Below are 14,545 nucleotides of genomic sequence, written 5' to 3' on the forward strand. Positions count from 1 at the left end.
GCCTACGATCGGCGCGGACGGGCTCCGCCGTGCGCGGCGCCCTCTTCGGCCGCGTTGAGGGACGCGGCAGCGTGTGACGACGCCGGAATCCCCGGGCCACCGCGTGTCCTCGCGGAGCACCTCAGCCGTGCTCGCGTGCGCATGCCGTCCCGGCGCTCACTCCACGCCCGCGACTCCCTCCCCCGGAGACCCCCGATGGTCACCTCTTCCGACACCGCCCCCGCCCCGCCCGCCCTGCGCCCGGAACCGGGCCCTTCGGACGCCCTGCCGCCGATCGTGCCCCGCCGGCGCGTCGGCCGCCTGCTGTCGGCCGCCGCCGGGCTGCTGTTCCTCGCGATGGCCGTCCACTCCGTCGTCCGCAACGACGCGTTCCAGTGGGACGTGGTCGGCCGGTACTTCACCACCGCCGCCGTCGTGGACGGCCTGCTGCTGACCCTGTGGCTGACCGCCGCGGTGATGGTCCTCGGCTTCCTGCTCGGCACGCCGCTCGCGGTGATGCGGCTGTCCGCCAACCCGGTGCTGCGCGCGCTCGCCTGGGGGTACGTGTGGATCTTCCGCTCGACCCCGCTGCTGGTGCAGCTGCTGTTCTGGTTCAACATCGGCGCCCTGTACCCGACGCTCGGGCTCGGCGTCCCGTTCGGCCCGCAGTTCGTCACCGTCCAGACGGTGAACCTGCTCGGCCCCACCCTCACCGCCGTCATCGGCCTGACCCTGCACGAGGCCGCCTACGCCGCCGAGGTGGTGCGCGGCGGCATCCTCTCGGTGGACGCCGGGCAGACCGAGGCCGCCCAGGCCCTCGGCCTGAGCCGGTCGCGCACCCTGCGCCGGATCGTCGTCCCCCAGGCGATGCGGTCCATCGTGCCGACCGCCGGCAACATGCTGATCGGCACGTTGAAGGGCACCAGCATCGTCAGCGTGCTGGCCGTGCACGACCTGCTCTACTCGGTGCAGTTGGTCTACAACCAGACCTACCAGGTCATCCCGCTGCTGATGGTGGCCACCCTGTGGTACGTCGCCGTCACCACCGTGCTGAGCGCGGGGCAGTTCTACGTGGAGCGGTACTACGCCCGCGGGACCTCGCGCGCCCTGCCGCCCACGCCCCTGCAGCGGCTGCGCGGGCACCTGGCCGCCGCGGGGACCCGGCTGCGTGCGGCGACCGCCGCCGACGCCCGTCCGACGATCGGCGGTGACCGGTGAGCGGTGCCACTCCCCCGGCCGTCCTGGTCGTCGTCGGTGCCGGTCCGCGCGCCACCGGCCTGCTGGAGCGCATCGCCGCCAATGCCCCCGAACTATGGGACGAGGACCGGGAGCTGGTGATCCACCTGGTGGATCCTCACCCGCCCGGCCCGGGACGGATCTGGCGGCACGACCAGTCGCCGCTGCTGCGCATGAACTCCATGGCGGAGGACGTCACCCTGTTCACCGACGAGTCCTCCACCCTGGAGGGCCCGGTACGGCCCGGCCCGTCGCTGGCCGAGTGGGCCGCCCAGTTCTCCGGCCGCGGCCCGCGCCACGAGCCGTACGAGGAGCCCGCCGACCCGGAGGTGCTCGCCGAGCTGCGGACGCTCACCGGGACCGACTTCCCCACCCGCCGCGCCCAGAGCGCCTACCTGGACTGGGTGTTCCGCAGAGTCCTGGCCGACCTGCCGCCTTCCGTCACCGTCGTCCGGCACCGCGCCACCGCAACCGCCGTCACCGGTCCCGCGGACGGTCCGCAGCGCGTGCGCCTGGCCGGCCGCGCCGCCCCGCTCACCGCCGACCTGGTGGTCCTCGCCCAGGGGCACCTGGGTTCCGCGCCCGCCCCCGGGCACCGGACCCTGGCCGCCTTCGCCCGCCGGCACGGCCGCTTCCATCTGCCGCCGGCGTTCACCGCCGACGCCGACCTGTCGGGCCTGCGGCCCGGCGAGCACGTCGTCGTGCGCGGCTTCGGGCTGGCCTTCGTCGATCTGATGGTGCTGCTCACCGAGGGCCGCGGCGGCACCTACCGCACGGAGCCCGACGGCGGCCTCACCTATCTGCCGTCCGGGCAAGAACCCGTCCTGCACGTCGGGTCGCGGCGCGGGGTGCCCTACCACGCCAAGACCGGTTACCGGCTCCGGGGCCCGCGGCCCTTGCTGCCGCGCCACTTCGGCCCCGCCGCCGTCGACGCGCTGCTCGCCGAGGACCGCCCGCTGGACCTGCGGCGCGACGTGTGGCCGCTGATGGCGAAGGAGATCGGGTTCGGGTACTACCACGAGCTGTTCCACGCCCATCCCGGGCGCACGGCCCTGTCCTGGCCGGAGTTCAGCGCCGCCTACGACCGTCTGGACTGGCACTCCGACGGCATGGCCGCCCTCGTCGCCGCGGCCGTGCCCGACCCGGCGGACCGGCTGGACCTCGCGGCCCTGGACCGTCCCCTGGACGGTCTCGTCTTCCCCGATGCGGACGCCTTCCAGGACCATCTGCGCGACCACATCGCGCGGGACGTCGCCCGCCGTGAGGACCCGCAGTTCAGCGCCGACCTCGGGGCGTTCCTCGCGCTGCTCTCCGTGTACGGCGTGCTGCCCCGCCTGGTCGCCGCGGGCCGGCTGACCGCACGCTCCGTCGCCGAGGACCTCGACGGCTGGTGGCACGGCTTCTTCGGCTTCCTCGCCTCCGGTCCGCCCGGGTTCCGCCTGCGCCGGCTGCTGGCGCTGTCCCGGGCCGGGGTCGTCCGCTTCACCGGGGCGGACCTCCGCATCGGCACGGACGAGGCCACCGGCACGTTCACCGCGACCAGTCCCACCGTCCCCGGCCACACCGTCCGCGCCACCGCCCTGATCGAGGCCTACGTCCCGGCCCCCTCCCTCGACCGCACGGAGGACCCTCTCCTGCGGCGCCTGCACCGGGCAGGCGCGCTCACCGAGGAGGTCGTCGCCGACGCCGCCCACACCCACCGCACCGGTCTGCTCGCCGTCTCCCCCGCCGACGGACGCGTCCTCGACCCGTCGCTCGGCGGCCCCCACCCCCGCCGTATCGCCCTCGGCGCCCCCACCAGCAGCCGGGCCGTCGCCGCCTTCGCCCGCCCCCGCACCGACGCCCCGGCCTTCCGCCAGAACGACGCGGTGGCCCGCGCCCTGCTGCGGGAACTGGCCGCGGCGGACCGGACGTCCGCTCCGGCCGGCGGCACCGGCCCGTCCGTCCCCGGGGCGCGGCGCGCGGCGTCACCGCCCGCCGCCGTGCCGGCTCCGTGATGTCCGGCACCCCGCGTACGGGGCAGGGAGACCAGCGGTCGAGGTGGTGCCGGTGAGCGTCTGTCCGGCACCCCGCGCACGGGCCGGGGCCCGTGCCGGGTGTCACCGCCGGCGGCTGTCCCGCGGTGCCGGCCGGGCGCGGGGCGTCCACCGGGAGAACCGCCGAAGACCGTACAGGAGCGGGACCTCCGGGTGAACCTGCTGGTGACCACCGTGCCGGGGACGACGGTGTGGCTGCCGACGGTGGGCAGCTCGGCGGCCCGGCACTCGGCCACCGCGAAGGCGTCCCCAAGCAGCCGGGGCAGCCCGGAGAGCCCGAACGGTTTCCACGGCACCGTCACGAACCGGTCGGCTACCGGGGTGGCGAAGGTCTCGGCGGCGTCCCGGGCTCAGGCGTGCAGCAGGTCCACCGCGAAACCGCCACCTGCGCGCGGCTGTTCTGGCTGATGTGCACCCCGGCCGACAAGAACAAGACGTACTGCATGCCGCCCGCCCGCGACATGACCGCGCCGCAAGCACGGCTCCTGCCGGCCTGCCTGCGGCAGGACGAGGCCGGCCGCCGGCCGGCACGTGCCCCGGCGCGATCACCACGCGCGTCCGGCTCCACGAGGCCCCGAGGGAGGCGGCTGCCGTCGCACTCGCCGTCATGCTCCCGTACCTGTACGCCGGGTGGTCGATCCCGCTGTACGGCGCGGGCCGGGAGCTGGTGCGGCGCGGGGAGTGGACCGCGCGGCGGCTCCGCCTGGCGTGCGGGGACGGCGGCGAGACCCTCGTCAACGGCATCCGCGGCAGCCGCACGGCCTGAGCCCGGACCTCGCCGGGGACGCCGGCGGCCCGCCCCGCTCCGGGACGACGGGCGGCCGTACCCGTACCAGTCGCTCAGCGACCTGTACACGGGGGTCCGGGCGGGCATCGCCACGGTGCCCGCCCTCTTCCCGGCGCGGAGGCGGCCGGCCGCCGGGCGAAGGCCATCGGTGCGGGACGGATCCATTATCCCGGTGCGCGAAGGCCCCTGTCACCGTTCTCCGGGATGATCTTGGATCCGGTTCGCGCCTTTAGTGTTGACGCCCGGTGGCTCAACGCACGTATGGACCAGGGAGTCGAGAGTGACGCATGACGACGTCGCCGCGCTGGCGGCGGAACTCGTGGACATGGCCGCGGCCGATCACCGGTGCGCGGTCCACGCGAACAGCGACGATCCCGCCGAGCAGTTGGCGTGGCGCCGGCTGACCGCACGGCACGGTGACCGGCTCGGCGAGATCATGGAGGAGTACGGCTGGCCGACGGCGGACCTGGTCGGCGAGGAGGCCGCGCGTGCGGCATGGCTCATCGCCCAGCACGCCGACCGGCAGCTCGACGTCCAGCGACGCGCCCTCCATCTGATGCAGCAGGCGGTGTCCGCGGGCACGGCCGACCCACGCGCGCTGGCCTTCCTGCGTGACCGCACGCTGGTCAACGAGGGCCGCAAGCAGGTCTACGGCACACAGATCGCCGGCGTGAAGGACGGGGCGCCCGTTCCGTGGCCCTGCGAAGAGCCGGAGCGCGTGGACGCCTTGCGCGCGGAGGTCGGCATCGAGCCCTTCGACGAGTACGTCGCCAAGTTCTCGACGACCTGACGCCCCGGCCCGGCGGTCGTTCCGCTGCCGGGTCCGCCGGTGCCGGTTCGGGTCCGGCCGGCCGGGACCGCAGTTTGGCGACGCGTTCCTTGGAAACACGTCCGGCGAACCGACAGCAAGGAGAAACTCTGCCATGGGCATCATCGCTTGGATAGTGATCGGTCTGCTCGCCGGGGCCATCGCCAAGGCCCTCATGCCGGGTAAGGACCCGGGCGGAATCATCGTCACCATGCTCATCGGTATCGCCGGAGGTCTCCTCGGCGGCTTCCTCGGCAAGGTGATCTTCGGAGTCGACTCGATCGACGGCTTCTTCGATCTGTCCACCTGGATCGCGGCCATCGTCGGGTCCGTCATCCTCCTGGCCCTGTACCGGCTGGTCACCGGCCGCCGCCACGGACACGGTCACCGGCGCGGGCACGCCCACGCATGACCGGCCGGAGCAGCCGGCGCGGCCGGGTGCGCGGCACCGTGAAGTGAACGAGACCTGCGTGTGCCCCCGCCTTCGGGCGGGGGCACACGCAGGTCTCGGCGCTGAACGCCTTCCGCCCTTCTCCCGTCGGCCGGCCGACCATGCCGTTCGGGCTCGACCGAGCGAAGGGCGGGGAGCATCCCCGCGACGTGGGCGGCCGTCCCCCCGCCGACGCGGGTCGTGACCGGCGGGTCGGCGCTGCTCGGCGGGCGGGCGCGGCGGGCGTGCGGATTCCGGCCGGCGGCCGGTCACGGGCGAGGTGCGGGCGCGTCGTCCCGGGCCGTCGCCGCCGGCGTTCCCGCCCCGTAGCCGCTGAGGCATGGCGCGCGGGTCCGATGCCTGTGCCGGGATCCACGAGTCGCGCTCGGGTCGTACCCCGTTCGCCGGCCCCGGGACGTCCTCGCGGATCCGGGCACGCCAGGTGAAGTGGTGCCCCGTGGAACACGGTTGCGGACGGCGCACGGGAGCGGGGACCGGTCCGGCGGCCCCGCCGGCGGGGAACCGGTCCGCACGAGGCGCGTCCGCGCCGGAACCCGCCCTTCCGCCCCGCCCCCGGATGCCAAGAATGGTCCCCTCCCCAGCCACCCAAGTGGTATGGACCGTGACGTGCCCGGTTTGGTGAAGTCCCTCGTAGGAAATTCCGCCCGCCGCGGTCATGGCGGGCACAGGGGGAAAGGCTCTCTTCGGTGTCCTTGTTGTCAGTACCGCGTACGACCGGGCGTGGGGAAACCCAGCAAGCCGGGGGTCTCAGGGTCCGGGTGGAGTCCACCGCCCACGGTCCCAGCAACCCCCTGCACGTCTACGAGGCGTTGTCCCGCACCCGCCCGCAGGGCGACGTGTACCTGCTGGAGAGCCTGGACGGGCCGGAGCAGGACCGGCTCTCGGCCGCCGTCGGCTGGGGCCTTCTGGCGGAAGTGCGCGTCTACGCCGACCGGGTGGAGCTCACCGCGGGTCCGGAACTCACCGACGTCCTCACCGGCGCCCTGGCGGCCGGCCCGGGGCGCCCCGCGGCCGACGGGTCCGGTACCCGGGTGTGGGACGTGACCGGACCGGACGAGGTCTGGCGGTTCCTGCGCCGGGTGCAGGGCGCCTTCGACGTGGACACCGACGTGCCCGCCGACACCTTCGCCTTCGGCTTCCTCACCACGCTGTCCTACGAGGCCGCGTGGAGCATGGAGCGGTTGCCGCAGAGCCAGGACGAGGCCGGCCTGCCGCGCTGCACCCTCGGCCTCTTCCGGGAGACCCTCTGGTACGACGTGCCCGCCGGCACGGTCCGGCACCTCGCCGCACGGTCCGCCGCATGGCGGCCGGACACCGGCAGGCCCCTGGCGGACGTCCTCGCCGAGGCCGCGGCCGCACCCGCCGGTGAGGCGGATGTGCCCCCGGCGCCGGTACCGCGGTCCGTGCGCGACACCGTGGACGAGGAGACCTTCGCCAAGCGGGTGGACCGCTGCCTGCGCCACATCCGGGTCGGCGACAGCTACCAGATCCAGATCGGCCACCGCATCGACGTCGAGACCGACCTGACGCCCGGTCAGGTCTACCGCAGACTGCGCCACCGCAACCCCTCCCCGTACATGTACCTGGTGCCGTGGGCCGGCCGCACCGTGATCGGGGCGAGCCCCGAGCTGTTCGTCCGGATCGAGAACGACACCCTCTCCATGCGCCCGATCGCGGGCACCGCGCCGCGCGCCGCCGACCCGGCCGAGGACGCCCGGCGCGTCGCCGGGCTGCGGGCCAGCGTCAAGGAGCAGGCGGAGCACGTCATGCTCGTCGACCTGTGCCGCAACGACATCGGACGGGTCTGCGTGCCCGGCACGCTCGACGTCACCTCGATGATGGAGGTGGAGCCGTTCGCCTACGTGCACCACCTGGTGTCGACCGTGACCGGACGGATCACCGGTGCCACGGACGTCTGGTCGGCCGTCTGTGCCACCTTCCCGGCGGGCACCATGACCGGCGCGCCCAAGCTGCGCGCCATGGAGATCATCAACGAGATCGAGGACGACACCCGGGGCATCTACGCCGGAGCGCTCGGAGTCGTCGACGTGCGCGGCTTCGCGATGCTCGCCCTGTGCATCCGCACCGCCGTCCACGACGGCCGGCGCTACTCCACCCAGGCGTCGGCCGGTATCGTCGCCGACTCCACCCCCGCCGGGGAATGGCGGGAGACCCTGGCCAAGATGAGCGCCACCTACTGGGCGTTGACCGGTGAGGAACTGCTGCCGTGAAAATCCTGCTCGTCGACGCCTACGACAGCTTCAGCCACATCATCGACCAGTACCTGCTGATGCTCGGCGCGCAGACCGAGGTGGTCCGCTCGCGGACCCGCTCGGTCGAGGAGCTCCGGGCGACCGCGCCCGACGCCGTGGTGCTCGGCCCGGGCCCCGGCCACCCGGCCGACTCCGGGCACGTGGAACTGGTGCACGCCTTCGCGGGCAGAGTGCCCCTGCTCGGCGTGTGCCTGGGCCACCAGGCGATCGGCCTGGCCTACGGCGGGAGGATCGCCGTCGCGCAGAACCTGATGCACGGCAAGACCAGCCCGGTGACGCACGACGGGGCGGGAGTCTTCACCGGGGTGGCGGCACCGCTGACGGTGACCCGCTACCACTCGCTGATCGTCACCGACCCGCCGCCGGCGGACCTGCTGGTGTCGGCGACCTCGCTCGACGACGGCTACGTCATGGGGCTGCGGCACCGCACCCTGCCGGTCGAGGGGGTGCAGTTCCATCCCGAGAGTGTGATGACCGAGGACGGGCTGCGGCTCTTCGGCAACTTCCTGGACCAGGCACGCACCACGGCGGTCCACTGACCGCCGGCACCGCACACGGCAGTATCCACGGGGGGAAACGGAAGTGAGCACGACCAGGGGAACACCGCCGCCGGTGGCCGTCGTCACCGGCGGCGCGGGAGGCATAGGACGCGCGGTCACGGCCGCGCTGGCCGGCGCGGGGCACCGGGTGGTGTCCGTGGACCGGACCGCCGAGGCCGATCCCACGGCCCACGCGGCGCTCGTCGCCGACCTCGGCGACCCGGAGGCGGTCGCCGCGCTCTTCCGGCGGATCGAGGAGACGTACGGGCTGCCCGGCACGCTGGTCAACAACGCCGGAATCTACGAGGCCAGGGACTTCCTGGACTACACGCCGGAGCACTACCGGCGCGTCCTCGACGTCAACGTCGGCGCCGCCTTCTTCGCCACGCAGGCGCTGGCCCGCGCGCTGATCGCGGCCGGCCGCCCCGGCAGCGTGGTCAACGTCGCCTCCATCAGCGGCCAGTCGGGCAGCCCCGACACGGCCTACGGAACCTCCAAGGGCGCGCTGATCGCGCTGACCCGCAGTCTCGGCCGGTCCCTCGCTCCGCACGGCATCCGCGTCAACGCCGTGGCGCCCGGCCTGGTCGACACCCCGATGGCCGCCCGCGTGCCCGCCGAGCGCGCCGCGGAGTACCGTGCCCGCATCCCGCTGGGCAGATTCGGCGCCGTCGGCGAGGTGGCCTCCGCGATCCGCTACCTGGCCGGCGCGGACGCCGGTTACGTCACCGCGAGCGTCCTGGACGTCAACGGCGGACTGCGCTGAGCGTCCGTCCCTGAGCGCACGGCGCCGGACACCGTTGTCCGGCCCTGAGCACACAGCACCGGACACCGTTGTCCGGCCCTGAGCGCACAACACCGGACACCGTTGTCCGGCCGCGGCGCTCCCGTCATCCCGCACACGGCTCGCACCGCCCCGCGGCACGTCCGCGCCGGGAACCCGCCGAGCCGCCCATCACCAATGCCGCCGGGCCGTCCGCCGGGAAAGCCCTCCCGCCGTACACGGCCGTACACGGCCGCCGCGCGGCCCCGCACCCGGCCCGGCCGCCCCTCGTCTCCACGGCACGTGCGTGAAGCGACAGAAAGGACCCCTGCCCATGTGGCTGCCCACCCAGGGCCCCGCAGCCGAGTTCACCACTCGCTACCTCGCCCTCCACCAGGCCTTCTACGCCCGCACCCTCACCCAGCGGGAACTCGACGACTGGCGCTCCCGCCAGCTGCGCACCGTCCTGGCCCAGGTCCTGGACGGATCGCCCTTCTACGCCCGCCACCTGAGCGGAGTGGACCTGGACGCCGTGACCCCGGCGACCCTGGCCCGCCTGCCCTTCACCACCAAGGCCCATCTGCGCAGCGAGATGCTCGACGTGCTCAGCCGCCCGCTGGCCGAGGCGGTCTTCTTCTACGAGACCACCGGCACCACCGGTCCCGCCACCCCCTGCCCCCGCGACGGCCGCGAGGTCGTCGCGAGCAACGCCCACGTCACCGAGTCCTGGGCGTCGATCTTCCGGCACCACTTCGGCGACCACCGGCCGCGCATCGGGCTGATGGGGCCCACCGAGGTCCACTCCTTCGGCGACACCCTCGGCGACGTCGCCCGCAACACCGGTTCGATGAACGCCAAGATATGGCCCTACTCCCCCGTGATCGGTTTCCCCAAGGCCCTCCAGCTGATGAGGGATCTCGAACTGGAGGTCGTCTGCTGCACGCCCGGGGTCGCGCTGACCCTGGCCAAGGCCGCCGAGCACTACGGCTACGACCTGCGCCGCGACTTCGCGCTCAAGCTGCTCTTCGTGACCGGCGAGATGTGCACCCCCGCGCTGGCCCGCAATCTGGAGTCCGTGTGGGGAGCCGACGTCTACAACATCCTCTACGGCTCCCAGGAGGCGTTCGTCATCGCGACGGCCTGCCGGAACAAGCGGATGCACCTGTCCCAGACGAACTACCTCGTCGAGGTCGTGGATCCGGAGACCGGCGACTCCCACGGCCCGCACGGCAGCGGCGAACTGACCGTGACCATGCTGGTGGACGGGGTCAAGCCGCTCGTGCGGTACCGCACCGGCGACGCCGTCGTCGTCGAACCCTCCGACTGCGGCTGCGAGATGCCCGGCGACGTCGTACGCGTCGTCGGCCGCACCCTGGACCGGCTGGAGCTGGGAGGCCGGCTGTTCACCGCGGGACAGGTCGAGACCGCCGTGCTGACCGGGGTGACCGGCTCCGCCGGGTACCAGGTCGTCATCGACCGGGACGACGACGGGCGCGACCGGCTCACCGTCCGCCTCGAACTGCTCGAGGACCTGGTGGAGGACCCGGCCGCGCTCGCCGCCCAGGTTCGCGAGCGGGCCGCCGAGGCGCTCGGGGTACCGGTGAGGACCGAACTCAGCGACGGCCTCGACCCGATCGTCAGCACGGGCGCCTTCGTCAGCTGGAAGGCCGCCCGGATCGTCGACCGGCGCACCGCGCCCGACCACGAGACCGAGGTCGCCCGGAAGATGGCGGCACACCGCGGCTATGAGCGCTGACACCGCACGGCGGCTCGCCGAGGAGTACGGCGCGCGCTGGAACAGCCTGACCGAGCGCTGGTCCCGCCGGCCCGGCAGCACCCTGGGCACGCTCGGCCCGTCCGGCACCTCCAGCCACCTCGCCGCGGGCCCGCTCGTGGAGCGCCACGGCCTGCGCGTCCAGCTCTTCGACACCTTCGACGACGTCCTGGCGGCGCTGGTCGGCCGGAAGGTCGAGTACGCGCTCGTCCCCAGCGCCTACCAGGGCCTGACCCGGTTCCACTGGCACCGCGACCTGCGGCTGGTGGCGTTCTTCCCGCAGGCGACCCCCGAGTACGGGATCGCGGCCCCGCCGGACACCGCGCCGCCGCAGGGCGGCGGGCCGGTCAGCGTGGCGGCCATGTGGGAGGTCCGGCGGATCTACGCCGAGGTCGTGCCCGCCGCGCTGAGCGAGCGGGAGGTCCGCTGGATCGACGCCGACTCCACTCAGCACGCCGCCGAGATCCTGGCCGCGGGCGGCGCCGACCTGGCCGTCACCAACGCGCCGGGCGTCCGCGCCCACGGCCTGAGCTGGGTCGCCCGCAGGCCCGGCGCCGAAATCGTCTGGACGGTCTTCGGCCACGCCGAACCGTCCTTCCGGTGAAGCACCGAAGAAGGAACGGAAGGTTCATCCATGCCCCGCAAGACACTGCTGCACCGCGCCACCGTCCAGGAGGGACTGGGCAAGGCGTCGGTGCCCCGCCGCAGCGTGCTGATCGACGGCGACCGCATCGAGGCGGTGCTGCCCGAGGACCTCGCCCCGCTGCACTCACCCGACGTGGACGTCGTCGACCTCGACGGCCGCACCGTGATGCCCGGCATGACGCTCGGGCACACGCACATCGCCTACCTGGACGTCCTCGACGGACGGGAGATGCTGTTCAAGTACTCCGTGCCCGAGGTCACCCTCGGCGCCGCCGAGAACGCCACGCGCCTGCTCTCCCTCGGCTACACGGCCTTCGTGGGCGCCGGCTCGGTCGCCGGCATCGACATGGCACTGCGCAAGGCCGTCGACTCCGGCCGGCTGCGCGGCCCCCGGATCACCCCGTGCAGCCGGGACCTGATGGTGTCCGGGCCGCCCGAGCGGCGCAACCCGGAGGTGAAGAAGCGCATCCCGACCGACCTGATGCGGCTCGCCGACACCCCCGAGGAGATGGCCGAGTACGTGGCCACGGAGATCGCCCAGGGTGCCGAGATCGTCAAGGTCTTCTCCTCGGGCGACGACACCTTCCCCAACGGGCGCTCCCACGAACTGCTGTTCACCCCGGAGGAGCTGAAGATCGCCAGCCGCACCGCGCACGAGCACGGCGCCCGCATCCGCGCCCACTCGCGCGGTCTGGCCGGCATCCGCAACGCCATCGCCGCCGACGTCGACGTGATCGACCACGCCACGTACGCGGACGACGCGGCGCTGGAGGCCATCGCCGAGCGCGGCATCTTCGTCGTACCGAGCCTGTTCCAGCCGCACAAGCTGCTGACCACCGGGACCCGGCACGGCAAGACCACCGACTACCTGGAGTCCCTGGAGTTCCAGGCGGAGATCGACAACACCCTGCGGATCCTGCCGCTGATGGTCGAGATGGGCATTCCGGTCGTGGCGGGCGACGACTTCGGTTTCGCGTGGACCCCGCACGGCACCTACGCGGAGGAGCTGGAGCTGTACGTGACCATGGCGGGCATCCCCGCCCCCACGGTGCTCACCTGGGCCACCGCCAACGGCGCGCGCCTGGCGGGCCGGGGGGACGACGCGGGCACCGTCCAGGCCGGCCGTCTGGCGGACCTCGTCATCACCGGCGACGACCCGGCCGAGGACATCACGGTGCTCAGCCGGCCGGGCGGCATCGAGGCGGTCCTGCTCGGCGGCGACACCGTCGCGGGCAGCCTCGACGCCTGCCGCGCCCCGGCGGAAGCGGTCCGGTGACCGGCGCCCGGAACCGGCTGCCCGTCCTGCCGCTGCTCGCCGTCGGAGCCTTCGCCATCGGCACGGACACCTTCGTGGTCGCCGGCGTGCTCCCGGAGGTCGCCGGCGACCTGCGGGTCAGCCCCGCCGACGCCGGCTGGATCAGCACCCTGTTCGCCCTCGCCTACGCCGTCTTCGCGCCGGTGCTCGGCGCGTTCACCGGCGCCTGGGAGCGGCGCGCCGTCCTCGTGGTGTCCCTGACCGGCTTCGCCGTGGGCAACGCCGCCTCCGCCCTGGCCCCCGGCCTCGGCTGGCTGCTGGCCGCCCGGGTGTTCACCGCCGCCTGCGCCGCGCTCTACGTTCCCGCGGCCTCCGCCTCCGCCGGCGCGCTGTCGGCACCCGAACAGCGGGGGAAGGCCCTCGCGGTCGTCCTCGGCGGGCTGTCCGCCGCGACCGTCGCCGGTGTGCCCTTCGGTACCTGGGTCGCCGCCGACCTGGGCTGGCGCTCCACGTTCTGGCTGCTCGCCGGGCTGGGCGTGCTGTGCGCGGCCGCCGTGGCCGCGGGCCTGCCCCAGGTGCGGCTGCCCGCGGCCCCGGGTCTGGCCGCGCGGCTCGCCCCGGTGCGGGACCCGCGCGTGCTGCTCACGGTGGGCACCACGCTGCTGTTCATGACCGGCGGTTACCTGGCGCTGACCTACATCGGGCTGGTCCTCGGTCCCGTCACCGACGGCGACGGTTCGGCCCTCGCCCTGCTCCTGCTGGCGTTCGGCGTCACCGCCGTCGCGGGCACGGCGCTGGGCGGCCGCGCCACGGACCGGTACGGCGCGGGCCCCGTGCTCGCCGTCTCCGTCGCCGGACTCGCCGCGGTCCTTCTCACCCTGCCGCTGACCCGTACCACGGGCGTCGGCGCCGTCGTGGCGATGGCGCTGTGGGGGCTGACCGCGATGGCGACCCAGCCGCCCCAGCAGCACCGCCTGTTCGGCATCGCGCCGACGTCCGGACCGCTGCTGCTGTCGCTGAACTCCTCGGCCACCTTCCTCGGCATCTCGCTGGGCGGCTTCCTCGGCGGGCAGGTGGTGCGCACCGGCGGCACCGGCGGGCCGGACGCCCTCGGGGTGGCCGGCGGCTGCCTGGCCGCGCTCTCCCTGGTGACCGCCTTCGCCGTGGCCCGCGTCCGGACCCCCGAGGAGCCGGTGCTCGTCGCCGACACCCGCTGACCCGCCGACACGCTGGGGGACACCTTGCAGGAACAACGACCCGTCGTCCTGGGCATATGCGGCTCCGAGCGGGCCGGCGGGAACACCGATCTGGCACTGGAGCACGCGGCCGGGCTGGTGGAGTCCCGGGGCGCCGCGTTCCGGACGATCCACCTGCGCGACCACCGCATCTCACCGTGCAGCCCGTGCGGTGACTGCAACTACCGCGACGACCCGTGCGCGCTGCCCGACGCGATGCCGCGGATCGTCGAGGAGATGAAGCGCGCCGACGGCATCATCTACGCGACCCCCGTGCACGGCTTCGGTCTCGCCCACCTCATGCAGATCTTCATCGAGCGGGCGGGGGTCGGGTTCCTGCGCTTCGACCGGCCGCTCGCCAACAAGGTGGGCGGGATCATCGTCACGGGCCGCCGCTACAGCGAGGGTTCCGTGCACAACCAGCTCGTGGACAACCTGCTGCTGAACCGGATGATCCTGGTCGGCAGCGGCTTCCCCGCGCTGCTGCGCAACACCGCCCGGGCGCCCGGACTGGCCGACGCGGAGGGCCTGGAGGCGGTGGAACGGATGGTGGAGCGGATGCTCGACATGATCCTGCTGCTGCGGCGCCACGAGGACGTCACCGGGGAACCCGTGCTGCCGCCGCACGACCGCAACGAACGCGCCGGGCGGGTGCGTACCCACTGAGGGGCCGGCACCGTCCGCTTCGTGAGAGTGGTACGGGTCCCCCGGCCGTCAGTGGCCTTGGGACGCGGCCGACCCGCCTGCTGGAATCACCGACCGGAACA

General features: G+C 73.9%; 13 protein-coding genes. All 13 read left to right on the top strand.

What is annotated here, in order from left to right:
* Positions 1 to 195: 195 nt before the first annotated feature.
* The 13 genes from ABZ340_RS22180 to ABZ340_RS22240 all read left to right on the top strand — a co-directional run bounded on the left by ABZ340_RS22180 (position 196) and on the right by ABZ340_RS22240 (position 14,444).
* Entirely contained in the window at positions 196 to 1,197 is a 1,002-nt protein-coding gene (locus tag ABZ340_RS22180) for an amino acid ABC transporter permease (RefSeq protein WP_358783525.1), read from the top strand.
* Entirely contained in the window at positions 1,194 to 3,212 is a 2,019-nt protein-coding gene (locus ABZ340_RS22185; RefSeq protein WP_358783526.1) for an FAD/NAD(P)-binding protein, read from the top strand. The genes ABZ340_RS22180 and ABZ340_RS22185 overlap by 4 nt, the downstream gene beginning before the upstream one ends.
* Before the next feature lie 646 nt (positions 3,213 to 3,858).
* Positions 3,859 to 4,017, top strand: a complete 159-nt coding sequence (locus ABZ340_RS22190; RefSeq protein ID WP_358783527.1) for a hypothetical protein — start codon at positions 3,859 to 3,861, stop codon at positions 4,015 to 4,017.
* Positions 4,018 to 4,318: 301 nt separating this feature from the next.
* Positions 4,319 to 4,828: a DUF6624 domain-containing protein gene (locus ABZ340_RS22195; protein ID WP_358783528.1), complete on the top strand. Its 510-nt coding sequence runs from the start codon at positions 4,319 to 4,321 to the stop codon at positions 4,826 to 4,828.
* 133 nt (positions 4,829 to 4,961) lie between these two features.
* Positions 4,962 to 5,258 carry a GlsB/YeaQ/YmgE family stress response membrane protein gene (locus ABZ340_RS22200; RefSeq protein WP_358783529.1) on the top strand — a complete coding sequence of 99 codons (297 nt, stop codon included), beginning with the start codon at positions 4,962 to 4,964 and terminating at the stop codon, positions 5,256 to 5,258.
* Between the two features lie 797 nt (positions 5,259 to 6,055).
* Complete coding sequence (locus ABZ340_RS22205; protein ID WP_358783530.1) at positions 6,056 to 7,528, top strand: anthranilate synthase component I family protein; 1,473 nt, start codon at positions 6,056 to 6,058, stop codon at positions 7,526 to 7,528.
* Complete coding sequence (locus ABZ340_RS22210) at positions 7,525 to 8,109, top strand: aminodeoxychorismate/anthranilate synthase component II (RefSeq protein WP_358783531.1); 585 nt, start codon at positions 7,525 to 7,527, stop codon at positions 8,107 to 8,109. Before ABZ340_RS22205 ends, ABZ340_RS22210 begins: the two co-directional genes overlap by 4 nt.
* A 43-nt stretch (positions 8,110 to 8,152) precedes the next feature.
* On the top strand, positions 8,153 to 8,872 hold the full coding sequence (locus tag ABZ340_RS22215; protein WP_358783532.1) for an SDR family oxidoreductase: 720 nt from the start codon (positions 8,153 to 8,155) through the stop codon (positions 8,870 to 8,872).
* A 331-nt stretch (positions 8,873 to 9,203) separates the two neighbouring features.
* Positions 9,204 to 10,625 carry a phenylacetate--CoA ligase family protein gene (locus ABZ340_RS22220; protein ID WP_358783533.1) on the top strand — a complete coding sequence of 474 codons (1,422 nt, stop codon included), beginning with the start codon at positions 9,204 to 9,206 and terminating at the stop codon, positions 10,623 to 10,625.
* Positions 10,615 to 11,247 (top strand): hypothetical protein, encoded by a 633-nt coding sequence (locus tag ABZ340_RS22225; RefSeq protein ID WP_358783534.1) that lies wholly within the window; start codon positions 10,615 to 10,617, stop codon positions 11,245 to 11,247. Before ABZ340_RS22220 ends, ABZ340_RS22225 begins: the two co-directional genes overlap by 11 nt.
* 30 nt (positions 11,248 to 11,277) lie before the next feature.
* A complete protein-coding gene (locus ABZ340_RS22230; RefSeq protein WP_358783535.1) occupies positions 11,278 to 12,564 on the top strand; it encodes an amidohydrolase family protein in 1,287 nt (428 codons plus the stop codon).
* Positions 12,561 to 13,760, top strand: coding sequence for an MFS transporter (locus ABZ340_RS22235; RefSeq protein ID WP_358783536.1), 1,200 nt, complete (start codon positions 12,561 to 12,563; stop codon positions 13,758 to 13,760). Before ABZ340_RS22230 ends, ABZ340_RS22235 begins: the two co-directional genes overlap by 4 nt.
* Positions 13,761 to 13,784: 24 nt before the next feature.
* Entirely contained in the window at positions 13,785 to 14,444 is a 660-nt protein-coding gene (locus ABZ340_RS22240) for a flavodoxin family protein (RefSeq protein WP_358783537.1), read from the top strand.
* Positions 14,445 to 14,545 lie beyond the last annotated feature (101 nt).

The organism is Streptomyces sp. NPDC006134 (assembly GCF_040628835.1).
Taxonomy (GTDB): Bacteria; Actinomycetota; Actinomycetes; order Streptomycetales; family Streptomycetaceae; genus Streptomyces.